The following is a 24,976-nucleotide window of genomic DNA, read 5'->3' on the forward strand; positions in this document are numbered from 1 at the left end:
GATGCGGCAACGACGCCGGTCGAACGTTCGAACGTGGCACCTCGGAGGCACCGATGGACACCATGTACCGATCCTGGGCCCGAGCGCTGCGCGGCTTCGTCGCCGTGACCATGGTCGCGATCGGCCTCGTCGCCGGCGGTGTCAGCACCGCCTCCGTCGCGTCTGCTGCAGCCCCGGAGTGCGCCGGCAGAGGAGTGCCGACGAGCAAGATCTCGGTCCAGCTCTGGACGTTCGCCGAGTACATCGGCTTCGGTACCGACGCCGGCACCATCGCCCGGACCGAGGAGGTGTTCCAGAGCCTGAGCGAGATGGGGTACCGGAACGTCGAGCCGTTCACCCTGAGCGGGCTGACGGCAGAGCAGTACCGCGCGCTCCTCGACGAGTACGGGCTCAAGGCCTCCGCGCGGCACGTCGACGTCGGGAGGCCGGGGTCGCCGGCTGACATCGACCAGATCCTTGCGGACAACAAGACGCTGGGGATCAAGTACTTCGGCTCCGGTTCCACCCCGATCTTCCCGCTGGTCTACACCACCGAGGCGGAGTGGATCGCCTACGCCGAGTACCTCGACGCGCTCGGCGCAATCGCCCGCCAGCACGGCCAGACGCTCATGGTGCACAACCACGACATCGAGTTCGAAGAGGTGTTCGGCGACCAGACGGTGTTCGACATCCTCATGGCCTACACGGACCCGAAGAATGTCGTGTTCCAGCTCGACCTCTACTGGGCGACCAACGGCGGCGGTGTCGCCAACCCGATCGACGTGATCGAGCGGTACGGCAACCGGATCCAGCTGTTCCACGTCAAGGACATGGCGGCCGGTCCGTTCCCCGGTCGGATCGAGATCGTCGGCGACGGGATCATCGACTTCCCGTCGATCTTCGAGGCGGCGGGTGGCAGCACGAAGTACTACGTCGTCGAGCACGACCCGCGCTTCGGCGACCCGACGTTCGACCCGTTCGAGGCCGCCCAGGAAGGCTTCGACTACCTCGCCTGCGTAACCTTCTGACCACGCACGTGTGGAACGCATGGCTGTCGTCGACGAGCTGATGGCGATCGAGCGCGAGCTCGCTCTCGGTCGGGGTGCCGTGTATGCCCGGGTGCTTCGCGACGACGCGGTGGTGGTCGTCCCGGGCGCGGTGCTGACCAAGGCGGAGTGCGTGGCCGCGATGGACACGTCGCCGGGATGGGACGCCGTCGCCGACGTCGTGCGGAGCGGCGAGTTCTACCGGGATCTCGGCTGGAACGTCGGTGCGCCGGTCGATCCGCACGCCGAGATCCGGTTCGAGGGGTTGAGCGTGGAGCTCGACGAGCACTCGTCCGTCGCGTTCTGGAACAGCGGCAGCCCGGACGACGACGCGGCGGCGACCGTGCTGTCGATCCGGGTGGGCAGCCGCGACGAGGTGGACGCCGTATGGACGCGGATGACAGGGCTCGGGTACAAGTCCCGGCAGCGGCCGTTCGACGCGTTCTTCGGCTCCCGGTTCGCTGTGCTCGCAGACCCGGACGGCCACCAGGTCGGTCTGCTGAGCCCACGGTCCGACGAGCACCGCTCGGGCCCACCGCAGCTCGCTCCGAGCTGAGGTGGCACGCAGCGCCGCGTGACGTGCACGACACGACGCGGCGCACGAGGTCAGCTCTGGCCGCCGTCCTGGGCGGTCACGAACGAAGGCTGCCCGAATTCAGGCGACGTCCTCGCTGACGGCTGCCTAACGTCGCTCGCATGGCCGACGACGGATTCGAGGTCCCCCGCCTCGCGCAGCTGTACGACTCGCTCGACTCGGACCGCAGCGACCTCGATGCGTACGTGGCCATCGTCGACGAGCTGGGTGCGCGCAGCGTGCTCGACGTCGGCTGCGGCACCGGTACCTTCGCGCTTCTGCTCGCTGCCCGCGGCCTCGACGTCGTCGGCGTCGACCCGGCGGAGGCATCGCTCGACGTGGCGCGGGGGAAGGCCGGGTCCGACGATGTGCGGTGGCTCCACGGCGACGCGACGACCCTGGCGGAGGTGCGTGTCGACGTCGCGACGATGACCGGTAACGTCGCGCAGGTCTTCGTGACCGACGCGGAGTGGGCGGGAACCCTCGCCGCGCTGCACGCGGCGCTGGTCCCGGGCGGGCACCTGGTGTTCGAGACCCGCGTTCCCGAGCGTGAGGCGTGGCGGGAGTGGACGCGCGAGGCGACGCACGAGGTCACGGACGTCGACAGGGTCGGGCAGGTCGAGACGTGGGTCGACGTGACGGAGGTCGTCGGCGAGCTCGTGACGTTCCGGGCGACGTGGGTGTTCGCGTCGGACGGTGCGGTGCTGACGTCGGACTCGACCCTGCGGTTCCGCGACAGGAGCACGGTCGAACGCTCTCTGGCGGAGGCGGGATTCGACGTCGTCGACGTGCGTGAGGCTCCCGACCGACCGGGCAAGGAGATGGTGTTCGTCGCCCGGCGTCGCGACAGTCAGCCGTAGATCCGCGCCCGGTGCGCGGCGAACTGGCGTCGGCCCACCAGGCGCCACAGCACGCGGGCGGGCGCTGGCAGGTTGGTCCGCAGCCAGCCTGCGCGCTCGTCGGCGGGCACGACCTCGAGGATCCAGCCCAGCTGCAGGAGCAACCGGTCCTTCGGGATCGACGCCATGCCGTGCTCGTGCAGCAGGTTCCACTCCCGCTGCGACATCACCGTGGACGCTGTCGGCAGGATCTGCGCCTCCTCCTGGCCGAGGTGCTGCAGGAGCGTGTCCCGTACATCGTCGAGCAGCGCGGCGACGGCGTCGCGTTCGGTCGTGCCGGCCGACTCCTCCCACGCGTCCATGAGTCCGTCGAGCCGCTCCAGCTGTGCGGCCGTGGCGGCGTGCTGGGACCGCATCAGACCGACGTGGAGCGCGCACGCCGGCGCGCGCAGCTCGAGGGTGTCCCAGAGCAGCAGGTCCTCGCCCTCGTGGTGGTGGTGCAGTGCCGCGGCAACTTCGCGGACGTGGTCGGCGACGGGGAGCATCCGGGCGGTGTCCCCGTCGGCCACGCCGCGGACCAGGACCGGGGCGTCGGTGAAGGCGCGGCGGAACAGTGCGTGGATCGTGAGCATGTCGGAGGTGTCGCAGCCGAGCTTCTCGGTGCTGGTGACGGCGCTCATCGTGCGTCTCGCTCTCGGTGTCGGGAACTCCGGTGCGTCACCGGTAAAACCGGTACGCTGGTGATGACTATCGTGGCGAACCGCTGACCACGTCAAGGGGAGGTGCTCGTGCCGGACCAGTTGCTGCAGTGGGTCGAGCTCGGGAGCGAGCCGGGGGTCGCCCCGGGAGCGCTCGAGCGCGTGCGGGCGCTCCTGAACACCGACGACCGGTTCCACGGCACCGACGACCTGGCCGGTGGACCCGTCGGCCTCGTGTCGCTCCGCGACGCCCTGCGGCGGTACCTGACGTCCGGCGACGCGGCCGGTCTCGACGCGCTCGCGGCCACCCATCCGCTCGTCGTCACGTTCGGTGCCGGCACGGCCACGCTGGCACCGGCGGGGGCAGACACCGTCGTCACCGGGCTGCTCGCCGAGGTTCACCGGGCTCACGCGGACGGCGAGTGGGCACGCCTCAAGGCATGCGCGAACCCCGACTGCCAGTGGGTGTACTACGACGGTTCACGAAACCGCTCAGGGCGGTGGTGCTCGATGAACGAGTGCGGCGACGTGATGAAGGCCCGCGCCTACCGGCGGCGAGCCCGTCAGGTCTGAGGCATGACGAGCGCGTACATCTCCATGTCCCGACGCTCGTCTCCGACCTTCTCCCACGATCGCAGGAGCCCTTCGCGCACGAACCCAGCGCTCGTCGCCGTGCGGGCGGACGCCACGTTCCAGGGCTCGACGTGGAGCTCGAGCCGTTGGATGCCGGGCACGGTGACCGCCCACCGCACCAGGGTCTGCACCGCATCCCCGGCCAGCCCACGTCCGCGGCGTGAGGCGGCGATCCAGTACCCCACGGTCGCGCGGCCGAGGTCGAGGTCGCGCAGCCCGAGGTAGGCGTGACCCACGGCCAGGTCCGTCGTGCGGTCCGCGACGGCGAACGCGTAGCCGGCGCCCGTCCTGAGGCGGTCGGCCTGCCGTGCGAGGTACTCGAGACAGGCGTCGTCGTCGCCGTGCGCCGGCACCGACGTGATGAGGGGGATCAGCGGGTCGGTCGTCGCCTCACGGACCAGCGGGAGGTCGGCGGGAGAGAAGGCGCGCAGTCGGACCGCATCGCCGAGGAGGGTCGGAAGGACCAGCGGGAGGCTCATGCGGGAGCCAGCCGGAACACGCGCAGCTCGCGGTCGGTGCGGTCGGCGTAGTCGGTGTACCCCGGCCACACCTCGAGCAGCGCGGGCAGCAGGCGGGTGCGCTCGTCCGCGGCGGCGAGCGTCGCGACGACACGGGTGCGGACTCCCGCGATCGTGACGGTCGCGTGGGGGTCCGCCAGGAGGTTGCCCGACCACGCGGGGTGGTGTTCCTGCCCCCAGTTGGAGCCGATGAGCACCCAGCCGTCGCCGTCGACGGCGTACAGGAGGACGGCCTCGCGGGGTTGGCCGGACGTCCGGCCGGTCGTCGTGAGGATGAGGTGGGGGAGCGTCGGCCTGCCGAGGACGCTCAGCCGACCGCGGCTCGCCTTGTGCAGCCGTCGGTCGATCCCGGAGGTCGCGCGGCCGATCCGGGCGAACCAGGGGGTGCGCCCGACCCGGCGGACGATCGCGGTGAAGCCCATCGGACCAGTGTCTCCGACGGAGACGGCCTCCGCGGAAGACGTGCAGGTGGGACGGCACGTCCCCCGCCCGAGGGGCGTTGCGATCGCACGACATCGTCGGAGGGTGTCTGATGGAGTTGTCCGTGGTGTGCCCCCGGGAAATGCGCCAGAAACATCGGGTGCGCCACAACAGCAGGTTTCAGATGGTGAGACGTACCCGACAGTATCGATCGCGTAACAATCGCGTTGCGCTCTGCGAACTGTCCGATTTGTCCACTATTCGCTTGACTACCGTGTCGCCACACCCCGGCGGACCTCTGGACCGCGTGCTGGTCGGTACTCCCGGCTCGCACCACAGAGCCCACCACCCTTCTCGGGAGGAACATTGAGGATCACACGCAAGGCCGCGTTCGCAGCGGTCGCCGCGACGAGCGTTCTCGCCCTCGCGGCCTGCTCCAGCGGCGGCGGCGGCAGCGACGACGAGACCGACGACGCGGGCATCAACACCGAGACGTCGATCAACATCGCCTGGAACCAGCCGTTCTACTCGGCCAACGGAAACAGCACGACGGGTAACGCCACGGCGAACAACGTCATCCTGTACCTCGCGAACTCGGGCTTCTGGTACTACGACGCGGACCTCAACCTGGTCCAGGACGAGTCGTTCGGCACCTACGAGAAGGTCTCCGACGACCCGCTGCAGGTCAAGTACACGTACGCCGACACCGCGAAGTGGTCAGACGGCACGCCCGCCGGTCCCGCCGACCTGCTCCTCGAGTGGGCCGCGCAGAGCGGCAAGTTCAACAACGTCGAGGCGGAGTACGACGAAGAAGGCAACATCACGAACCAGGACGCCCTGGACGCCGGTGTCTACTTCGACGCAGCCTCGCCCGCGATGGCACTCGTCGAGGAGACGCCCGAGATCGACGGCAACTCCATCACGCTGACCTACACCAAGCCGTTCGCGGACTGGTCGACGGCCATCCAGTCGAACCTGCCTGCGCACATCGTCGCGCAGCGCGCCCTCGGCATCGAGGACGCGGAGGAGGCGACCGACGCGCTCATCGCGGCCATCCAGGACGAGAACGTCGAGGACCTCTCGCCGATCGCCAAGTCGTGGAGCACCGACTGGAACTTCGCGTCGATGCCGTCCGACGAGGACCTCCTCGTCACGAGCGGCGCGTACCAGATCACGGAGTTCGAGCAGGACCAGTTCATCACCCTGACTGCCAGCGAGTCCTACGAGGGCGACCACAAGCCGGTCTTCAACAAGGTCACGGTCCGCTACAACGGCGACCCGATGGGCCAGGTCCAGGCACTGCAGAACGGTGAGGTCGACCTCATCAACCCGCAGGCCACGGCCGACGTCAAGACCGCCGTCGAGGCGATCGAGGGCCTCGAGGTCGAGTCCGGCCCCGAGGGCACGTACGAGCACGTCGACCTGCAGTTCGCCAACGGTGGTCCGTTCGACCCGGCGACCTACGGCGGCGACGCGGAGAAGGCCAAGAAGGTGCGCCAGGCGTTCCTCAAGACCATTCCCCGTGAGCAGATCATGGAGAACCTGATCAAGCCTCTCGACGAGACGGCGGAGCTCCGCAACTCCTACACGCAGGTCGCGGGCTCGCCGATGTACGACCCCATCGTCGAGGCCAACGGTCAGGCTGAGGCGTACGCGCTGGACATCCCCGGCGCCACCGCTCTGCTCGCCGAGGCCGGTGTGCCGGCCGTCTCGGTCCGCCTGCTCTTCGACCCGGAGAACACGCGCCGTCAGAACGAGTACGAGCTCATCAAGGCGTCGGCCGCCCAGGCCGGCTTCGACGTCGTGCCCTACCAGGTCCAGACCGACTGGGGCACGGACCTCTCGAACGCGACGAGCTTCTACGACGCAGCGCTCTTCGGCTGGCAGTCGACCTCCACCGCCGTCACCGAGTCGGACGCGAACTACCGCACGGGTGGAGGGAACAACTTCTACGGGTACTCCAACGCCACGGTGGATGGGCTCTTCGACGAGCTCCAGGTGGCCACGGAGCAGGAGGACCAGGAGCCTCTCCTGGCCCAGATCGAGACCGAGCTCGTGAACGACGCGTTCGGTGTGACGATCTTCCAGTTCCCCGGCGTCACCGCCTGGAACCCGGACAAGATCGGCAACGTCTCGAAGCTGACGATCGCGCCGACGATCTTCTACGGCTTCTGGGAGTGGACCGCGGGCGAGGCTGCGGCCGAGTGATCCACGGTTCCTCCGCCGGGCACTGAGCCTGGCGGAGGAACCTCCCGGTCAGACGTCAGCGGGGCGCCGGGCACCACCAGGTCCCGGCGCCCCGCTGACGTGCCTGTGGTCGTTCGACCCCGGACCGCGGTCGCCCGAGGGATACGATCCCCCCGACCAGCGGTGCCCGATCCCAGCGAGGTAACCCACCCGTGCTGAACTTCCTCCTCCGCCGCATCCTGGCGGGTCTGGCCACCCTTTTCGTGGCCCTCTTCCTCATGTTCGTCCTGGTCGACGCCGCGATCGACCCGCTGCAGGACCTCCGCGAGAGCACAGCGCCGAACAAGCAGCAGCTCATCGACGCGCGCATCGAGATGCTCAACCTGGACACCAACGTCGTCGTCCGGTTCTTCATGTGGCTCGGCAACCTGTTCACCGGCGACTTCGGTATCGCGTGGCGCTCGATGCAGCCCGTCAGGGACCTGCTCGCGCACGCCATCGGCTCGACCCTGCAGCTGGTCACCGCCGCGACCGTCCTGTCGCTGACCATCGGTGTCACCGTCGGCATCGTCAGCGCGCTGCGGCAGTACAGCGGCTTCGACTACGGGATCATCTTCCTGTCGTTCCTGCTCTACTCGCTGCCCTCCTTCTGGGTCGCCGTCCTGCTCAAGCAGTGGGCCGCGATCGGTTTCAACGACTTCCTCAAGGACCCGGTCATCGCCTGGTCGGTGATCGCGGGCATCGCGGTGATCGCGGGCCTGTTCTGGTCGCTCGCCGTCGGCGGGAGCGCCGCACGCCGGTGGCAGGTCTTCGGGGTCGCCGCTGCGGCGACCTTCGCGATGTTCGCCTACCTACAGCTCTCGGGCTGGTGGGAGCGTCCGCAGATCGGCCCCCTCCTGCTGCTGATCCTCGCCGGCGGCTCGGCGGTCGCCATCGCCGCGGTGTTCGCAGGCGTGCACAACCGTCGCGCCATGTGGACCGCGCTGACGACGGTCGGCGTGGGTCTTGCGCTGTACCTGCCGATGCAGGTCGTCTTCGACACGATCGACGAGAACAACTGGATCATCTTCCTGCTCGCCCTGGTCGCCATGGGGGTCGGGTTCCTCATCGGCCGGCTCTACGGCGGGCCGGACTGGGGCATCTCGGCACGCACCGGCGCCGCGGTGGCGTTCATCACCGGCGGGCTCATCTTCATCGACCAGGTCATGCAGGTGTGGCCGCCCTACTTCCGTGCTCTGAGCGGGCGGCCCATCCCCACGTTCGGTGACCGCACCCCGGGACTGGGCGGCAACTACTGGGTCGGCGTGCTCGACGCGTTCACCCACCTGCTGCTGCCGACGGCCACCCTCGTGCTCATCGCGTTCGCCGCGTACACGCGGTACTCGCGCTCCAGCATGCTCGAGGTGATGAACCAGGACTACATCCGGACGGCCCGGGCCAAGGGCCTGCCAGAGCGTGCGGTCGTGGTCCGCCACGGGTTCCGCAACACCCTGATCCCGCTCGCCACGATCGTGCCGATCGACATCATCACGCTCATCGGCGGTGCGGTCATCACCGAGGCGGTGTTCGCACGGCCCGGCATGGGCCAGCTGTTCGTCCGTTCGCTCAACGATGCCGAGATCGAGCCGGTGATGGGCTATCTCCTCATCACGGCGACGCTCGCCATCATCGCCAACATCGTCGCGGACATCATCTACGCGTCGGTCGACCCGAGAATCCGGTTGGACGCATGAGCACCTCCACGAACCCCGAGACCCCCTCGTCGGGCGACACCGTCGAGAACGCGATCGAGCTGCAGGACGTCGTCGGTCTGTCCCAGGGGCAGATCGTGCGCCGACGCTTCTTCCGGCACAAGGGAGCGCTCGTCGGCCTCGCCGCGCTGGGCGGGACGATCCTGCTCGCCGTCACCTCTGTCGGCGTCGGCCCCATCCCCGGCTGGTGGATGTGGACCGGCTACGAGACCGGCAACCCGATGTCGAACGCCGGCGGTGCGCCGACGATGACTGTGGTCCCCCCGGCGCTCGGCATCCACCCGTTCGGCCAGGACGAGCTCGGGCGTGACATCTTCGCTCGGGTCATGCACGGCACGCAGACGTCGCTCAAGGTCATGTTCATCATCGGCATCGTGGCCTGCGTGCTCGGCGTCCTCGTGGGAGCCGTCGCCGGGTACTACCGCGGTGGCCGCGACACCGCCCTGATGCGGTTCACCGACCTGGTCATCACCGTGCCGACGATCGTAGTCGGCGCCGTGATCGGCAAGATGGCGGGCGGTATCAGCAGCAACTTCTTCGCGGTCGCGCTAGGCCTCATCCTGTGGACCACGCTGTCCCGGCTGGTCCGCGGAGAGTTCCTCGCCCTGCGCGAACGGGAGTTCGTCGACGCAGCTCGCGTTGCCGGTGCCAGCGGTGGCCGGATCATCTTCAAGCACATCCTGCCCAACGCGATCGGCACGATCATCGTCAGCACCACGCTGCTGATGAGCTCCGCGATCCTGCTGGAGACGGCGCTCTCGTACCTCGGCTTCGGCATCCAGGCGCCGGAGATCTCTCTGGGTCAGATGATCCAGACGTACCAGCAGGCGTTCTCCACGCGCCCCTGGCTGTTCTGGTGGCCCGGCATCTTCATCGTGCTCATCGCGCTGAGCGTCAACTTCATCGGTGATGGTCTGCGGGACGCGTTCGACCCCCGCCAGAAGCGGATCCCGTCCGAGCGCAAGATGGCCAAGGCCATGGAGGCGGACGCCTCCGCGCAGCGCGCACTGAACTCGAACCTGCCGCCCTCGTCCGGCAAGCTGGCTGGGCTGTGACCGTGCCCACCCGCGCGTGCGGCTCAGGCGGTGGCCAGCACGGCCACCGACGTGCCGACGAGCACCAGGAGCGCCGCGATCGTCGCGACGTGCCAGTGGCGCTCGGGGCGGATGCCGGCTGCGGTGCGGGCCCGCTCCGCGTCGCGCAGGAAGCCCGCGTCGGCCAGGGCCCGGTGGCGGTCGCCGATCGCTGCGGCGACGTCCTCGGCCGTGGCGTGCAGCCTGGCGTCCTTCGTGGACGTGGGGACCACGTCGTCGTCGGAGGTTCCGGTGGAGCGGCGCATGCGGGACGCTGTGCCGCTCGACCGGGGCGCCGCCCAGGCGGTCACGTCGCCGTCGGTGGTGTGCAGCACCAGGGACCACTGGACGGTCAGTCCTCGGTAGGTGGGCCAGGGCACCTGGGTGCTGCGCAGCGGATTGCGGACCAGCACGCCGCCGTCGCTCACGACGACAGCCGGACGCCAGAACAGCGCCCACACGCCCAGCACGACCGCGCCGGCCAGCGGCAGCGCGCGGACGACCTCATCGAGGCCGTCCTGCACACCCACGGCGACCACCGCCCCGAGGGCGACGACGCCCGCGGCGACCGTCAGCGCACGGCCGTAGCTCGACGAGAACTCCAGAGTGGGACGCACATGCCCATGCTCGCAGAACCGCAGGTGGCGACCATCCTGACCGGATACGCCCACCGTGCGCAGGAAGGATCCTGATCCCCGTGGCCATCGACATCTCGGACGCCCCACCGCCCACCGACACCCGCCAGCCCGTGCTGCAGGTGCGGGACCTCGGCGTCGACTTCTATGTGGACGGCACCTGGTACCCGGCCGCGGCCGGCATCAACTACGACGTGCGCCCTGGCGAGGTGCTCGCGATCGTCGGCGAGTCCGGTTCCGGCAAGACGCAGTCGTCGATGGCGCTCATGGGCCTGCTCCCGCCCAACGGCCGGGCCCGTGGCTCGGCCGTGATCGGGGACCGCGAGCTCATCGGGATGCCGGCGCACAAGCTGCGCCGGATCCGCGGCAAGGAGATCGCGATGATCTTCCAGGAGCCGATGACCGCGCTGAACCCGGTCTTCACCATCGGCTTCCAGATCGTCGAGACCCTGCGGACCCACTTCGAGATGGGTCCGGCGGAGGCCCGGGTGCGGGCGCTCGAGCTCCTGCGTCTCGTCGAGATCCCGAACCCCGAGACCCGGATCGACGCGTACCCGCACCAGCTGTCCGGCGGTCAGCGACAGCGCGCGATGATCGCCCAGGCCCTCGCCTGCGACCCGAAGCTGCTCATCGCGGACGAGCCGACCACCGCCCTCGACGTCACCGTCCAGGCCGAGATCCTCAAGCTGATGCGGGACCTGCGTTCGCGCATCGACTCGGGCATCGTGCTGATCACGCACGACATGGGCGTCGTCGCCGACATGGCGGACACGATGATCGTGATGAAGGACGGCAAGGTCGTCGAGCAGGGGGAGGCGCGCCAGCTGTTCGCGAACCCCCAGCACCCGTACACGATCAAGCTGCTCGACGCGGTCCCGCACCTCGGGCGCAGCACCGAGGCTCAGAAGGCGGAGGACGCGGCGCAGTCCGGGACGACCGCGACCCCGGTCGCGGACGCGCCGGCGGTCACCACGTCGGACCGCGCGGTCGTCCTCGAGGCGAAGCAGATGGTCATCGAGTACCCCGGCCGTCGTCGCACGCCGGCCTTCCGCGCCGTCGACGGGGTGGACCTGACCATCCGCGCCGGTGAGGTCGTCGGGCTCGTCGGTGAGTCCGGGTCGGGCAAGACCACGATCGGTCGCGCGGTCGTCGGGCTGCTGCCCGTCACGTCGGGCACGCTGCGGATCGTCGGCCAGGACATGGTGGGCGCGTCGAACAAGGACCTCAAGCCGCTGCGCACCAAGGTCGGGATCGTCTTCCAGGACCCGGGCTCATCGCTCAACCCGCGGCTGCCCATCGGCGAGTCCATCGCGGAGCCGCTGCTGCTTCACCGCGGGCTCAAGGGCGCGGAGATGTCGAGGGCCGTCGAGACGCTCCTGGACCAGGTCGAGCTGCCGCGCGCGATGCGCAACCGGTACCCGCACGAGCTGTCCGGCGGTCAGCGCCAGCGCGTCGGCATCGCCCGCTCGCTCGCGCTCGAGCCGCAGCTGCTGGTCGCGGACGAGCCGACGTCCGCCCTCGACGTCTCGGTCCAGGCGACCGTGCTCGCGCTCTTCCAGGACCTGCAGCGCGAGCACGGCTTCGCGTGCCTGTTCATCAGCCACGACCTCGCCGTCGTGGAGATGCTCGCGGACCGGATCGCCGTCATGCACAACGGCAAGCTGGTCGAGGTGGGCGAGACCGCGCAGGTGGTCAACCACCCGAAGGACCCGTACACGCAGCGGCTGCTCGCCGCGGTGCCGGTGCCGGACCCCGCTGCGCAGCAGGCCCGACGTGAGGCGCGCGACGCGCTCCTCGAGGCGCAGCGCGACGAGCTCGAGCGCGACGAGCTGGTCAAGGCGCACGACGCCGAGAACATCGACGCGCACGACATCACCGACGTCGACAACGAGCGGATGACCGGCCGCGGGTTCTGACCCGGGGATGCCCGCGCGCGGTGCTCGCGCATCCGGCGCGCCCCGGCTCCGTTCTTCCGATTCGAGCAGATCTGTCCGGCAGGTTGACCTTTTGGTGGAAACGACCGATACCTCGGTGACGGGGCGCGGTGGCCGCCTCGATGATGTCGGTTCTCTGGAGGCGCGCGGTGTTCAAGGGGTCACGTTTCGGGGTCGTCGCGCTGGTCGCGCTCCTGGCGGTCGGGGGCTGCACGCAGGAGGCGCCTGCGCCGGACCGGACCGGCACCGCGGTGGTGACGGTGGGGATGCCGTTCACGTCGCTGAACGGCGGGACCGCTGAGGGTCGAGCGCCCGGCAGCACGCTGGTGCGTTCCTTGGTGCAGGCGGGGTTCGTCTCGCTCGACCAGGACGGCGCCGCGGTGTTCGACGAGACCTTCGGCACCGTGCAGAAGGTCAGCGACTCGCCCCTGACGGTGACGTACACCATCGACCCCGCGGCGACCTGGTCGGACGGGACGGCCGTCACCCCCGCCGACCTGCTGCTCGAGTGGGCAGCACGCAGCGGTCAGCTCGACGACGTGACCCCCGAGCTCGACGCGCAGGGCGGCATCACCAACAACGACGCGCTCGACGCGGGGGTCGCGTTCGCGGCGGCCTCGCCGGCGCTCGTGCAGGCGCAGCAGCTGCCGACCGTGGACGGAGCGACACTGACGCTCGTCTACGCGACGCCCGTCCCGGACTGGCAGGTCGCGCTCGACGTCAACGTCCCCGCGCACGTCGTGGGGCAGACCTCGCTGGGGGTCGAGGACCCGACGGAGGCGGCCGCGGCGGTGACCAAGGCGATCGTCGACGAGGACAAGGAGGCGCTGAGCTCGATCTCCGCGGCCTGGCGGACGGACTTCGACGCCGACGCGCTCGCGCAGCACGTCGACCAGGCGGTCTCCACCGGCCCGTACGCCGTGGACGTCATCGTGCCGGGCGAGCGTGTCGAGCTGGTCCGCAACGACGAGTACGAGGGCGACGGTGCCGCGAGCTACGACCGCGTGGTGGTGCGCAGCGACCTGGAGCCGTTGGAGCAGGTCGAGGCGCTCGCCGCGGGCTCGGTGGACGTGGTTGCTCCGACGGACACCCGGGACGTGCTCGACGCCCTGGCGGACGTGACCGGCGCGGACGTGCGCACGGGTGGTGACAGCACGCTCCAGCTCCAGGTCCAGGCAGCCGGGGCCGGCGCGTTCGACCCCGCCACGTACGGCGGTGACGCCGCGGTCGCGTCGGCGGTGCGCCACGCCTTCCTGGCGACCGTGCCGCGGGACGCCATCGTCTCGAGCGTGGTCGCTCCGCTGTGGCCGGAAGCGGTCGTCGCCTCGGCGCTGCTGCCCACCGTCGGTCCGGATGCCGGGGGTGACGTGGCCTCGAGCGGGCCGGCGGACATCGCGGGGGCGCGCCGGCTGCTGGACGACGCCGGCGTCGCCGGGCCCGTCACGGTGCAGGTGCTGGTCAACACCACGGACCCGCTGCGTGCCGCGATGCTTGCGCTGATCACCGAGTCGGCGTCCGCCGTCGGGTTCGAGGTCGAGCCGTACACCCCGGTCGACGGTCTCGGTCCGGACCTGGTGGGGGCACCGGACGCGTGGGACGCGGCGCTGGTGCCGGTGCCGCAGTCGGACCTGCCGCTCGACTCGGTGGTCTCGCGGTGGCGGACGGGGGGCGCGACGAACGTCACCGGCTGGTCCGACCCGGCGACCGACGCCGCTGCGGGGACGCTCGCGCAGACGCTCGACCCGGACGCGGTCGAGGACCAGCTGGCCGCGGTCGCGGAGAGCCTCGACGCGGGCGGCGCGGTCCTCTCGCTGGTGCGGCAGCCCATCGCCGTCGCTACGCGCGGTTCGGCCGCACCGACCGCGGGGACCACGCCCGCGGCGCCCGATGTCGAGCCGCTCGCGCTGGGCCGGGCGGACCTGACCGACTGGTGGGCGTGGGCGCGAGCTGACGGCTGAGTGCGTCTGGTCACCTTCTGACGCCCGGGTGCGGGTCTGCGGGTAGAATCGATCGGCGCGGCCGACGACCCGGCGCGCTCCCCACCTTCTGAGATGAGTTCCCCCATGTCTGAGCCCACGTCTGCGCCGGCTGCGCTCGCCGCGTCTTCCGGCACGAGCGTGCGCGCCGACCTGCGCAACGTCGCCATCGTCGCCCACGTCGACCACGGCAAGACGACGCTCGTCGACGCCATGCTGTGGCAGTCCGGCTCGTTCGGTTCGCACGCCCACGTCGACGAGCGCGCGATGGACTCGGGCGACCTGGAGCGCGAGAAGGGCATCACGATCCTCGCCAAGAACACGGCGATCCGGTACACGGGTCCCGCGGCGGCGGAGATCGGCGAGCCCGGTGGCATCACCATCAACGTCATCGACACCCCCGGGCACGCCGACTTCGGCGGCGAGGTCGAGCGCGGCCTGTCGATGGTCGACGGCGTCGTCCTGCTGGTGGACGCGAGCGAGGGCCCCCTCCCGCAGACGCGCTTCGTGCTGCGCAAGGCGCTCGTCGCCAAGCTGCCCGTGATCCTCGTCGTGAACAAGACCGACCGTCCCGACGCCCGCATCACCGACGTCGTGCACGAGGCCACGGACCTGCTGCTGGGGCTGGCCTCGGACCTGCACGAGGACGTGCCGGACCTGGACCTCGACGCGATCCTCGACGTGCCCGTCGTGTTCGCCGCCGCCAAGGCCGGCCGCGCGTCGCTGAACCAGCCCGCCGACGGTGGACTGCCGGACTCGGAGAACCTCGAGCCGCTGTTCAAGACCATCCTCGAGCGGATCCCGGCGCCCACCTACACCGAGGGTGCGCCGCTGCAGGCGCACGTCACCAACCTCGACGCGTCCCCGTTCCTCGGCCGCCTCGCCCTGCTCCGAGTCTTCAACGGCACGATCCGCAAGGGTCAGACCGTCGCGTGGGCCAAGGCCGACGGCACCCTGGCGAACGTCAAGATCACCGAGCTGCTGGAGACCAAGGCGCTCGAGCGCGTCAGCACGGACTCCGCCGGCCCCGGTGACATCGTCGCCGTCGCGGGCATCGAGAACATCACCATCGGCGAGACGCTGACCGACCCGGACGACCCGCGCCCGCTGCCGCTCATCACGGTCGACGATCCGGCGATCTCCATGACCATCGGGATCAACACGTCCCCGCTGGCCGGCCGCGGCGGCAAGGGCCACAAGGTCACCGCTCGCCAGGTCAAGGACCGCCTCGACAAGGAGCTCGTCGGCAACGTCTCGCTCCGCGTCCTGCCCACCGAGCGTCCCGACGCCTGGGAGGTCCAGGGCCGCGGAGAGCTCGCGCTGGCCATCCTGGTGGAGCAGATGCGTCGCGAGGGCTTCGAGCTGACCGTCGGCAAGCCCCAGGTCGTCACCAAGAAGGTCGACGGCAAGACGCACGAGCCCGTCGAGCGGATGACCATCGACGTCCCCGAGGAGTACCTCGGCGCCGTGACGCAGCTGCTCGCGCAGCGCAAGGGCCGCATGGAGACCATGTCGAACCACGGCACCGGCTGGGTCCGCATGGAGTTCCTGGTGCCCGCGCGTGGCCTCATCGGCTTCCGCACGCGGTTCCTCACGGACACCCGCGGCACCGGCATCGCGTCCTCGATCTCCGAGGGCTACGAGCCGTGGGCCGGCCCGATCGAGACGCGCATCAACGGCTCGCTCGTCGCGGACCGTTCGGGTCCTGTCACGCCGTTCGCCATGATCAACCTGCAGGAGCGCGGCTCGTTCTTCGTCCAGCCCACGCAGGAGGTCTACGAGGGCCAGATCGTCGGTGAGAACTCGCGCAACGAGGACATGGACGTGAACATCACCAAGGAGAAGAAGCTCACCAACATGCGCTCGGCCACCGCCGACAACTTCGAGAACCTCATCCCGCCGCGCAACCTCACGCTGGAGGAGTCCCTCGAGTTCGCCCGCGAGGACGAGTGCGTCGAGGTGACGCCGACCGTGGTGCGGATCCGCAAGGTGGTGCTCGACCAGACCGAGCGCGCGCGCATCACGGCCCGCTCGAAGCGCGCCTGATCACTCCATGCTGACGGCGGGTGGCCTCGTCGCGGTGCACGCGCACCCCGACGACGAGTCGCTCGTGACCGGCGCGCTTCTGGCCACGTGGGCAGCCGCCGGTCGTCCCGTCACGGTGGTGACCTGCACGCGCGGCGAGCGCGGCGAGGTCATCGGCGAGCGCCTGGCCCACCTCGAGGGGGACGGGCCGGCGCTCGCCGAGCACCGCGACCACGAGCTGGGCAAGGCACTGGCCGCGCTCGGGGTCCGGGACCGCGGGTATCTCGACACGATCCCCGGTTCCGTCGACCGGCGGTTCGAGGACTCCGGCATGGAATGGGTGGGAACGGGTCGGGCCGGGCTTCCCGACGAGATCCCGGCGGACGCGTTCGTCGGCGTCGGTCTCGAGGAGGCCGCCGAGCGGCTGGCCCGCGTGATCCGCGCACGCCGTCCGGACGTCGTCGTCACGTACGAGCCCGGCGGCGGCTACGGCCACCCCGACCACGTCCGCACCCACGAGGTGACGCAGTGGGCGGTCGACCTCGCCGGGGCGCGCTCCGACCAGGCCTCCCCCGCGTTCGCCGTGCCCGTCGTCCTGTGGGCCGTGCAGGGTCGCCTCGCTCTTCAGCGTGGCCTGCGCGCCCTGCGCGGCGACGCGGTCCTCGCGGTGCTCGGTTCGCTGCGCGACGACCTCGAGCTGCCGGACCCCGCCGCGGAGCTGCCGTCGGTCGCCGTCCCGGACGACGAGATCGAGCTCGAGGTCGATGTGCTGCCCGTGCGTGACCGCGTCCTGGACGCCCTGCGCGCGCACCTCACACAGGTCCAGGCGATCCGGGCCGTCGACGACGACAGCGGCCTCGTCGCCTGCTACGCCCTCAGCAACCGCGTGCTGGCGCCGGTCCTGCCCACGGAGGCGTACCGGCGGGGGGCCGGCGGCTCGGGCGCGGACGTCGTCTGGCCCGCGGGCGTCCGCCCGGTAACGTGACGCGAGTGCAACGCCTCTCCGCCGGCGCGATCGCCTCGACCCTCGCGGCACTCCTGCTCGGGGTGCTCGTCGGCACCCTCGGCACCGTGATGCACCGCAGCATCCCGCCGTGGGGGGTCGTCGTCTGCCTCATCCTCGCGTTCGTCGCCGCGGTCACGGTCCGGGCGTGGGCGGGGTTCGTCCCCCTCGTTGGCTACGCGGTCGGCGTCTTCGTCACCGTGCAGCTCCTCACCCGGCGCGGCCCGGGCGGCGACACCCTCGTGCCTGACGGGCAGACGATCGGCTGGGTGTGGGTGCTCGGCTCCATCGCGGTGGTGATCATCGCCGCTGTCCTGCCGCGCGCCCTATTCGACGACCGGCCTCGGGCGCGGCGCACGCCCATAGAGCCAGAGCGCGAGCTCGTGGACCCCCCTCCGTGAGCGAGCCGGACACGTTCCGCGCCGCGATCGCACGGCTTCCCGCGGGGGTCGCGGTCATCACGCTGCGCTGGCGAGGCACCCTGCACGCCATGACGGCCAGCGCGATCACGTCGGTGTCCCTCGAGCCGCCGATGCTCCTGTTCTGCGTGCACACCGACGCCCGGTTCCGCGACGCGCTCGACGACGTGGACACCTGGTCCGTGAGCGTCCTGGCCGACGACCAGGCACCGACCGCCGACTGGCTGGCCTCCCCGGGGCGGCCCGCTATCGACCAGCTCGCGCGAGTCCCGCACCGACCGGCCCCCGTCGCCGACGCCGTCTGGCTCGACGGTGCTGCGGCGTGGTTCGACTGCCGGACGGACTCGGTGCACCGGGCGGGGGACCACGACGTCGTCGTCGGCTCCGTCGTGGTCGCCGAGCAGGGGCCCGCAGGTGCGGGTGGCCTCGTCCACCTGCGCGGACGCCTGCACCGCGTCCGCTGACGCTCCTGCATCACAGCGCACTTCTCGCCCGCTCCATCTCGTCGGCACAGCCCACCGCAACCGTGTCGGTGACGGAGACCCGACATGCGTCTCCTTCGGTGCACAGCGCACCGCACCGGCGCCTGCGGTCGCCGCGCGGACGACGGTGACGAGAAGTCCGGGCCTCGTCGGTTTGTGGCGGGTGAGAACGTCGTGCACGTGCTGTGGAGCGGCCAAAATCGGTTGGTCCAGGCACGTAGACTCGCGCGGACGCGTTGTGTGCGCGCGCGAAGCAGCAGCGGGGGAGCGGATGACAAAAGGCACCGAGCGCGGCGGGCCCGGACAGCGCAGCGGGAAGGAGCCCAAGGGCTCCGGTCCTGCGGAGAGCAGCCTTCCGTCGTCGGACCCGGTCTGGCCGGTGTGGGGCGGCAGCGGTGCCGCGGAGCCCGACGCCGACCCCGAGGCGTCGACGGCCGAGCCGGGCGCCGACGAGCCCATCGAGCGCGATGCCACCGAGCCGACTGCCGACGAACCGAGTACAGGCGAGCCCGCTGCAGGCGAGCCGGCTGCCACGGAGCCGACTGCCGACGAGCCGTCCGCCACGGAGCCGACTGCCGACGAGCCGTCCGCCACGGAGCCGACTGCCGACGAGCCGACTGCCGACGACGCCGTCGCGGATCGGGCGGGCGCTGTCGAGCAGGTTCCTCCCGAACCCGTCGTCGACGAGGAGTCGACCGCCGAGCTGGCCACCGACGAGGAAGTGACCGCCGAACCCGTCGTCGACGAGGAGGCGACCGCCGAGCAGGCCACCGATGGGCCTGACGCGGACTCACCGACCGTCGACGTGGCGTCCTCCGTCGAAGAACCCGTCGCCACCGAGAACGAGCCGGTGTCCGACGACGCCGTTGCGGAGTCCGACGCCGGTCCCGAAGCGTCGACGGACGAGCCGGACGCCGAGGACGAGGTCGTCGGTGCGGACGGTGCCGACGAGCCCGTCGCCGACCAGCCGGTCGTCGACCCGACGCCGGTCGACGGGACGACCGCAGGCGAGGTGGCCGTGGACGAGGCCGCCGAGCACGTCGGCTCCGAGCCCCCCTCCGACATCGCACCGGAGCCGACGGACGAGGACGTGTCCCCCGCAGGCCCTGACGACGCACCCGAGCAGTCGCCGAAGGCCGCTGCGGACCCCGCTCGCACCGACACCGACACCGACACCGACGACGACACCGGGACGGAACCAGTCCAGGCCGCTGTTGGTACTGCGACCGCGGCTGCGGCCACGACGACGGAGCCGAGGACGACGGAGCCCACGACCACGGAGCCGACGAAGGCGGAGGCGCCGGAGCGTCAACCGGGTGGTCGGGAGGCGGCCACGGCCGTCATCGCGCCGGTCGTCGGCGCGCCGCAGGCTCCGGCTCCCGCGTCGGCAACGCCGGTCGGGACACTCGCCGCCCCGGTCACCCGAACGGTGCCGGGGTCTGCACCGTCGATGGGCGCGCCGACCCAGTCCGGAGCGGTCCCGCCGAGCGGGCCGACGGCAGCGGCCGCGGCCACTGCCGCCACAGCCGTCGCCGCAGGGGCCACGTCCGCCGGGCGTGCTGCGCCGACCGCCGGCACACCGACCGCGGCTGCACAGACCGCCGTCACACCGACCGCGACAGCGCCGACCGCCGGCACGCCGACGACGGCAGCCGCTCCGTCCCAGCCGCGGCCGCAGGCCCGGATCCCGTCGGGCCCGGTGCCGCCGTCGGAGCGCAGCGAGTCGCCCCTGGACGTGTTCGAGGCGGAGGACGGCAAGCGACGCTGGCCCAAGCGCCTGCTGATCGTCGCGGCCGTCATCGTCGCTCTGGCCGCGGTGTACGTCGGTGCGACGTACGCGCTGGAGGATCGCGTGCCGCGTGGTGCGACGGTCGCAGGGGTCGACATCGGCGGGCTGTCGACCGACGAAGCCGTCGCTCTCCTGGAGCAGGAGCTGGCCGACGCGACGACGCAGCCCATCGAGGTGGTCGCGAACGACGTCCAGGCGAGCCTGGACCCGACGGCGGCCGGACTGACGTTCGACGCCCAGGCCACGGTCGACGAGCTGACGGGCATGGACCTCGCGGAACCGGCGCGGCTCTGGGCACACCTTGCCGGTGTCGACGCGCAGGACCCGGTGACCTCGGTCGACGAGGAGGCGCTGTCCGCGGCGATCGGGGACCTCGGGACCTCGTTGGCGCTCGCCCCGGTGGACGGCACGGTCGTGTTCGTCGACGCGACCCCGCAGTCGACGGCTGCTGTGGACGGCTGGAACCTCGACCAGGCGGGTGCCGCCGACGCGCTGGCGTCCGACTGGTTGGTGGCTGCTCGTCCGATCGAGCTGCCGACCGCGGCGGTCGAGCCCGACATCACGCAGGAGGAGACGGATGCCGCGCTGGCCCAGGCGCAGCAGGTGACGTCGGCGCCGGTGACGGTGTCGGTGGGGGGTCGGACCGCACTCATCGACGCGCCCACCCTGGCGGCGAACGCGTCGTTCGTCCCGGCGGACGGCAACCTGTCGCTGCAGATGAACGGCGAGGGTCTGGCCCAGGTCGTGCTGACGCAGCTGCCTGACCTGCTGACCCAGTCGGCCGACGCCCGCTTCGAGTTCGTCAACGGTGCCCCCGTGGTCGTCCCGGGCATCCCGGGCACGTCGCTGGACCCGGCGGCACTGGCCACGAGCGTGACTGCCGCGACGGCGTCGGGCGACCGGGGAGCACCGGTCGAGCTCGTCCAGGCGGACCCGTCGGAGTCGACGGCCGAGCTCGAGGCGCTCGGGGTCAAGGAGATCGTCTCGGAGTTCGCGACGCCGCTGAACAGCGAGCCGCGCCGAACCGCGAACATCGCGAACGGTGCGAGCAAGATCAGCGGGACGCTGATCCGGCCGGGGGAGATATTCAGCCTGACGAAGGCTCTCGGTCCGATCGACGCCGCGCACGGGTACGTCGAGGCGGGCGCGATCGTGAGCGGGGAGCACGTCGACGCGTGGGGTGGCGGCCTGAGCCAGGTGTCGACCACCACCTACAACGCGGCGTTCCTGGCGGGGTTCGAGGACGTCGAGCACCGTCCGCACAGCGAGTGGTTCTCGCGGTACCCCGAAGGGCGGGAGGCCACGATCTTCACGGGCACCCTCGACATGCGGTGGAAGAACAACACGCCGTACGGGGCGTTGGTGCAGGCGTGGGTCGCCGATGGCCGCGTGTACGTCCGGGTGTGGGGGACGAAGCACTGGACGGTCGAGTCGATCACCAGCGGGCGTTCCGGCGTCGTCGCTCCGACGACGGTGTACTCGCAGTCGCCCACGTGCGAGCCGCAGTCGGCGGGCAACCCGGGCTTCTCCGTCACGGTGACGCGCAAGACGTACCTGAACGGCGCGCTGGAGAAGACCGAGTCGAACTCCTGGCGCTACAAGCCGCAGAACAAGGTCATCTGCGGGGCGGCGCCGACGCCCGCGCCGACGCCGTAGTCACGCGCCCGTCGGCCGGTGTCGTCGGCTGACGGGCGCGGGCGGGACCAGCTTGGTGAGCACGATGTCGGCGGCGGGCACCCGCACGTCGCCGTGCCGGGTCCGCACCAGGACACCGTCCTCGTCGACGTCGATCAGCTCGCCCAGCACGTCCGTGTGCTGCGGGACGTGCAGGTCGGGGTGCTCGGGGTGCGGCTCGGGCAGGTCGTCGCGCAGGCGACGGACGACGACGCGAACCCCCGGTGACCAGCTTCGCCAGCCGCCGGCCGTCATGACGGTGCCTGTGATGGACACCGCGTCACGTGCCTGCGCATGTGAGCGATACTAAGAGCACCCCTGGCCTGTGGAGGACCCACCGTGACGTATGTGATCGCCGAGCCTTGCGTGGACGTCAAGGACAAGGCGTGCATCGAGGAATGTCCCGTGGACTGCATCTACGAGGGCAAGCGATCGTTGTACATCCACCCGGACGAGTGCGTCGACTGTGGCGCCTGCGAGCCGGTGTGCCCGGTCGAGGCCATCTACTACGAGGACGACGTCCCGGAGCAGTGGACCGAGTACTACAAGGCGAACGTCGAATTCTTCGACGACCTCGGCTCGCCGGGCGGTGCCGCGAAGATGGGTGAGATCGACAAGGACCACCCGATCATCGCGACGCTTCCGCTGCGCGTGCACGGCGACTGACGCCGGCCCGATGGGCTTGCTGACCGGTTCTCTGCCGGACTTCCCCTGGGACACCCTGAGCCCGTTCGCCCAGCGCGCCCGCGCGTATCCGGGCGGCATCGTCGACCTGTCCGTGGGCACGCCCGTCGACCCGACACCCGAGGTCGTGCGGGAGGCGTTGGCAGCGGCGGCGGACTCGCCGGGCTACCCGACGACGCACGGCACACCGGCACTGCGCCAGGCCGTGGTCGACTGGTTCGCCCGCCGGCGCGGTGTTCGCGGTCTCGACCCCGCGGCGGTCCTGCCGACGGTCGGCTCCAAGGAGCTGGTCGCGTTCCTGCCGTCGCTCCTCGGCCTCGGCGCGGGCGACGTGGTGCTGCACCCGGCGGCCGCGTACCCGACGTACGACGTCGGGGCGCGGCTGGCGGGCGCGACGCCTGAGCCCACCGACGACCCGGCCGCCCGGCTCGCTCAGGGCGACGACGTGCGCCTCGTGTGGCTCAACTCCCCGGGCAACCCCGACGGGTCGGTGCTCGGCGTCGAGCAGCTCCGTGGGGTGGTCGACGCGGCCCGTGCGTCGGCGCAGCCTGTCGTCGTCGCGTCGGACGAGTGCTACGCCGAGCTGGCCTGGGACGAGCCGTGGGCGTCGACCGGGGTGCCGAGCCTCCTCGACCCGCGGGTGACCGGCGGGGACCTCACCGGCCTGCTCGCCGTGTACTCCCTGTCCAAGCAGTCGAACCTCGCGGGCTACCGCGCGTCGTTCGTCGTGGGTGACCCGGTGCTCGTGGCGCAGCTGCTCGAGGTGCGCAAGCACGCCGGGATGATCGTCCCCGGCCCGGTGCAGGCCGCGACGGTGGCAGCGCTCTGCGACGACGAGCACGTCGCGGCGCAGCGAGCTGTCTACGGGCGCCGGCGCCGGGTGCTGCGTGCGGCGTTCGAGAGCGCGGGCTACGCGATCGACCGCTCGCACGCCGGCCTGTACCTCTGGGTGCGACCGGAGGCCGGTGACCAGGACAGCTGGGCCACGGTCGCGGACCTGGCGGGTCTCGGGATCCTGGTGGCACCGGGCGCGTTCTACGGCGACGCGGAGCACGTCCGTGTGGCGCTGACCGCGCCCGACGAACAGATAGCGGAGGCGGCCGCGAGGCTCTCCGGCGCCTAGCCTTCCCCCGTGTGATCGTCGTCACAGCAGCACCAACGTCTCGTCGAGAATTGGTCACGGAACGTTCCGCGCGGGTACCGTCGATCCACGCCAACGAGGGCACGCACGCGCAGGTCCCGGCCGGCCCATCAAGCGCAGTCGCCGATCACCGGACGCCGAGGGGCAACCCCGTCACCCGGGGTCGCAGGAGAGGAACACCATGTCGGACGTCGCCACTGTGCCGGTTCAGCTGATCGTCGGGGGACAGGCGAAGGACCTGCCGATCGTGACCGCGACCGAAGGCAACGACGGCATCGTCGTCTCCTCGCTGCTGCGCGACACGGGCATGGTGACCGTGGACCCGGGCTTCATGAACACCGCCTCGTGCGAGTCGCAGATCACCTACATCGACGGCGACCAGGGGATCCTGCGCTACCGCGGGTACCCGATCGAGCAGCTGGCCGAGCACTCCACGTTCCTCGAGGTCGCGTACCTGCTGATCCACGGCGCGCTGCCCACCCAGAGCGAGCTCGAGGCGTTCGAGGAGCGGGTCAACCGCCACACGCTGGTGCACGAGGACTTTCGCACGTTCATGGGGACGTTCCCGCGCCACGCGCATCCGATGGCCGTCATGGCGTCGGCGATCAACGCGCTGTCCACCTTCTACCCGGAGTCGCTGGACCCGTTCGACCCGGAGACCGTCGAGCTGGCCACGGTGCTGATCCTCGCCAAGACGCGGACCATCACGTCGTACGTGCACCGGGCCTCCAAGGGCGAGCCGCTGCTGTACCCGGACTACTCGCGCGGGTACGTCGAGGACTTCCTGCGGATGACGTTCGCCGTGCCGTACCAGCAGTACGAGGCTGACCCGGTCGTGGTGTCGGCGCTCGACCAGCTGCTGATCCTGCACGCTGACCACGAGCAGAACTGCTCCACGTCGACCGTGCGCATCGTCGGCTCCAGCCAGGCCAACCTCTACGCGTCGGTCGCGGCCGGCATCAACGCGCTCTCCGGCCCGCTGCACGGCGGCGCCAACGAGGCCGTGCTGAAGATGCTCACGGAGATCCAGGCCGACGGTGGCGACGCGACGAACTTCATGAAGCGCGTCAAGGACAAGGAACCCGGGGTCCGCCTCATGGGCTTCGGGCACCGGGTCTACAAGAACTACGACCCGCGCGCGGCGATCGTGAAGAAGAGCGCCGACTCGGTGCTGTCCGCTCTCGGCGGCAACGACGAGCTGCTCGACCTCGCGATGGGCCTCGAGGAGATCGCACTCTCCGACGACTACTTCATCTCCCGCAAGCTGTACCCGAACGTCGACTTCTACACGGGCCTGATCTACAAGGCCATGGGCTTCTCGGAGGAGATGTTCACGCCGCTGTTCGCGCTGGGCCGCATGCCCGGCTGGATCGCGCAGTGGCGCGAGATGATGACGGACCCGCAGACCAAGATCGGCCGCCCGCGGCAGATCTACACGGGCGCCGTCACGCGCGACTACACCGAGCTCGACGCGCGGTAGCGCGCGAGGGGCAGTG

General features: G+C 70.9%; 22 protein-coding genes. 17 read left to right on the top strand and 5 right to left on the bottom strand.

The window, feature by feature from the left end:
* The first annotated feature begins 53 nt into the window (after window positions 1–53).
* From ASG23_RS03520 to ASG23_RS03530, 3 genes are all read left to right on the top strand, one after another.
* Complete coding sequence (locus ASG23_RS03520) at window positions 54–1,007, top strand: sugar phosphate isomerase/epimerase family protein (RefSeq protein ID WP_056020061.1); 954 nt, start codon at window positions 54–56, stop codon at window positions 1,005–1,007.
* 19 nt (window positions 1,008–1,026) lie between these two features.
* Window positions 1,027–1,581, top strand: coding sequence for a VOC family protein (locus ASG23_RS03525; protein ID WP_056020064.1), 555 nt, complete (start codon window positions 1,027–1,029; stop codon window positions 1,579–1,581).
* A gap of 140 nt (window positions 1,582–1,721) precedes the next feature.
* On the top strand, window positions 1,722–2,459 hold the full coding sequence (locus ASG23_RS03530; protein ID WP_056020067.1) for a class I SAM-dependent methyltransferase: 738 nt from the start codon (window positions 1,722–1,724) through the stop codon (window positions 2,457–2,459).
* Here ASG23_RS03530 and ASG23_RS03535 read toward each other — a convergent pair.
* A complete protein-coding gene (locus tag ASG23_RS03535; protein ID WP_056020070.1) occupies window positions 2,450–3,118 on the bottom strand; it encodes a hemerythrin domain-containing protein in 669 nt (222 codons plus the stop codon). The genes ASG23_RS03530 and ASG23_RS03535 overlap by 10 nt on opposite strands.
* Before the next feature lie 108 nt (window positions 3,119–3,226).
* On the opposite strand from ASG23_RS03535, the gene ASG23_RS03540 reads away from it, so the two are divergent.
* Window positions 3,227–3,709: a CGNR zinc finger domain-containing protein gene (locus tag ASG23_RS03540; RefSeq protein WP_162242654.1), complete on the top strand. Its 483-nt coding sequence runs from the start codon at window positions 3,227–3,229 to the stop codon at window positions 3,707–3,709.
* On the opposite strand, the gene ASG23_RS03545 is transcribed toward ASG23_RS03540, so the two are convergent.
* Complete coding sequence (locus ASG23_RS03545) at window positions 3,700–4,248, bottom strand: GNAT family N-acetyltransferase (protein WP_056020076.1); 549 nt, start codon at window positions 4,246–4,248, stop codon at window positions 3,700–3,702. The two genes, ASG23_RS03540 and ASG23_RS03545, sit on opposite strands and share 10 nt — an antisense overlap.
* On the bottom strand, window positions 4,245–4,709 hold the full coding sequence (locus ASG23_RS03550; protein ID WP_056020079.1) for a nitroreductase family deazaflavin-dependent oxidoreductase: 465 nt from the start codon (window positions 4,707–4,709) through the stop codon (window positions 4,245–4,247). The genes ASG23_RS03545 and ASG23_RS03550 overlap by 4 nt, the downstream gene beginning before the upstream one ends.
* Window positions 4,710–5,073: 364 nt before the next feature.
* Here ASG23_RS03550 and ASG23_RS03555 point away from each other — a divergent pair, with 364 nt between their 5' ends.
* The 3 genes from ASG23_RS03555 (at window position 5,074) to ASG23_RS03565 (ending at window position 9,700) form a co-directional block, all read left to right on the top strand.
* Complete coding sequence (locus ASG23_RS03555) at window positions 5,074–6,915, top strand: ABC transporter family substrate-binding protein (protein WP_056020082.1); 1,842 nt, start codon at window positions 5,074–5,076, stop codon at window positions 6,913–6,915.
* A gap of 191 nt (window positions 6,916–7,106) precedes the next feature.
* Window positions 7,107–8,627 carry an ABC transporter permease gene (locus ASG23_RS03560; protein WP_056020085.1) on the top strand — a complete coding sequence of 507 codons (1,521 nt, stop codon included), beginning with the start codon at window positions 7,107–7,109 and terminating at the stop codon, window positions 8,625–8,627.
* Window positions 8,624–9,700, top strand: a complete 1,077-nt coding sequence (locus tag ASG23_RS03565; RefSeq protein ID WP_056020088.1) for an ABC transporter permease — start codon at window positions 8,624–8,626, stop codon at window positions 9,698–9,700. The genes ASG23_RS03560 and ASG23_RS03565 overlap by 4 nt, the downstream gene beginning before the upstream one ends.
* Before the next feature lie 23 nt (window positions 9,701–9,723).
* Here ASG23_RS03565 and ASG23_RS03570 read toward each other — a convergent pair whose 3' ends face one another.
* Complete coding sequence (locus tag ASG23_RS03570) at window positions 9,724–10,335, bottom strand: PH domain-containing protein (RefSeq protein WP_056020091.1); 612 nt, start codon at window positions 10,333–10,335, stop codon at window positions 9,724–9,726.
* Window positions 10,336–10,415: 80 nt separating this feature from the next.
* On the opposite strand from ASG23_RS03570, the gene ASG23_RS03575 reads away from it, so the two are divergent.
* The 7 genes from ASG23_RS03575 (at window position 10,416) to ASG23_RS03605 (ending at window position 21,637) form a co-directional block, all read left to right on the top strand.
* Complete coding sequence (locus tag ASG23_RS03575; RefSeq protein ID WP_056020095.1) at window positions 10,416–12,269, top strand: ABC transporter ATP-binding protein; 1,854 nt, start codon at window positions 10,416–10,418, stop codon at window positions 12,267–12,269.
* 167 nt (window positions 12,270–12,436) lie between these two features.
* The gene (locus tag ASG23_RS03580; protein WP_162242655.1) at window positions 12,437–14,245 is read left to right on the top strand and encodes an ABC transporter substrate-binding protein; all 1,809 of its coding nucleotides are present in this window, start codon (window positions 12,437–12,439) and stop codon (window positions 14,243–14,245) included.
* Between the two features lie 105 nt (window positions 14,246–14,350).
* Window positions 14,351–16,309, top strand: a complete 1,959-nt coding sequence (gene typA / locus ASG23_RS03585) for a translational GTPase TypA (RefSeq protein ID WP_056020101.1) — start codon at window positions 14,351–14,353, stop codon at window positions 16,307–16,309.
* Between the two features lie 7 nt (window positions 16,310–16,316).
* A complete protein-coding gene (locus ASG23_RS03590) occupies window positions 16,317–17,273 on the top strand; it encodes a PIG-L family deacetylase (protein WP_056020102.1) in 957 nt (318 codons plus the stop codon).
* Window positions 17,274–17,278: 5 nt separating this feature from the next.
* A complete protein-coding gene (locus ASG23_RS03595) occupies window positions 17,279–17,692 on the top strand; it encodes a DUF6113 family protein (protein ID WP_056020105.1) in 414 nt (137 codons plus the stop codon).
* On the top strand, window positions 17,689–18,174 hold the full coding sequence (locus ASG23_RS03600; protein WP_056020108.1) for a flavin reductase family protein: 486 nt from the start codon (window positions 17,689–17,691) through the stop codon (window positions 18,172–18,174). Before ASG23_RS03595 ends, ASG23_RS03600 begins: the two co-directional genes overlap by 4 nt.
* Window positions 18,175–18,463: 289 nt before the next feature.
* Entirely contained in the window at window positions 18,464–21,637 is a 3,174-nt protein-coding gene (locus ASG23_RS03605) for a VanW family protein (RefSeq protein WP_157465507.1), read from the top strand.
* Here ASG23_RS03605 and ASG23_RS03610 read toward each other — a convergent pair whose 3' ends face one another.
* Window positions 21,638–21,931, bottom strand: coding sequence for a hypothetical protein (locus tag ASG23_RS03610; protein WP_235520832.1), 294 nt, complete (start codon window positions 21,929–21,931; stop codon window positions 21,638–21,640).
* A gap of 63 nt (window positions 21,932–21,994) precedes the next feature.
* Here ASG23_RS03610 and fdxA point away from each other — a divergent pair, with 63 nt between their 5' ends.
* The 3 genes from fdxA to ASG23_RS03625 all read left to right on the top strand — a co-directional run bounded on the left by fdxA (window position 21,995) and on the right by ASG23_RS03625 (window position 24,960).
* Complete coding sequence (gene fdxA, locus ASG23_RS03615) at window positions 21,995–22,321, top strand: ferredoxin (RefSeq protein WP_028050935.1); 327 nt, start codon at window positions 21,995–21,997, stop codon at window positions 22,319–22,321.
* Between the two features lie 10 nt (window positions 22,322–22,331).
* Entirely contained in the window at window positions 22,332–23,462 is a 1,131-nt protein-coding gene (gene dapC, locus ASG23_RS03620) for a succinyldiaminopimelate transaminase (protein WP_082515731.1), read from the top strand.
* A 199-nt stretch (window positions 23,463–23,661) separates the two neighbouring features.
* The gene (locus ASG23_RS03625) at window positions 23,662–24,960 is read left to right on the top strand and encodes a citrate synthase (RefSeq protein ID WP_056020114.1); all 1,299 of its coding nucleotides are present in this window, start codon (window positions 23,662–23,664) and stop codon (window positions 24,958–24,960) included.
* Window positions 24,961–24,976: the final 16 nt, after the last annotated feature.

Source organism: Cellulomonas sp. Leaf395 (genome assembly GCF_001424125.1).
Lineage (GTDB): Bacteria > Actinomycetota > Actinomycetes > Actinomycetales > Cellulomonadaceae > Cellulomonas.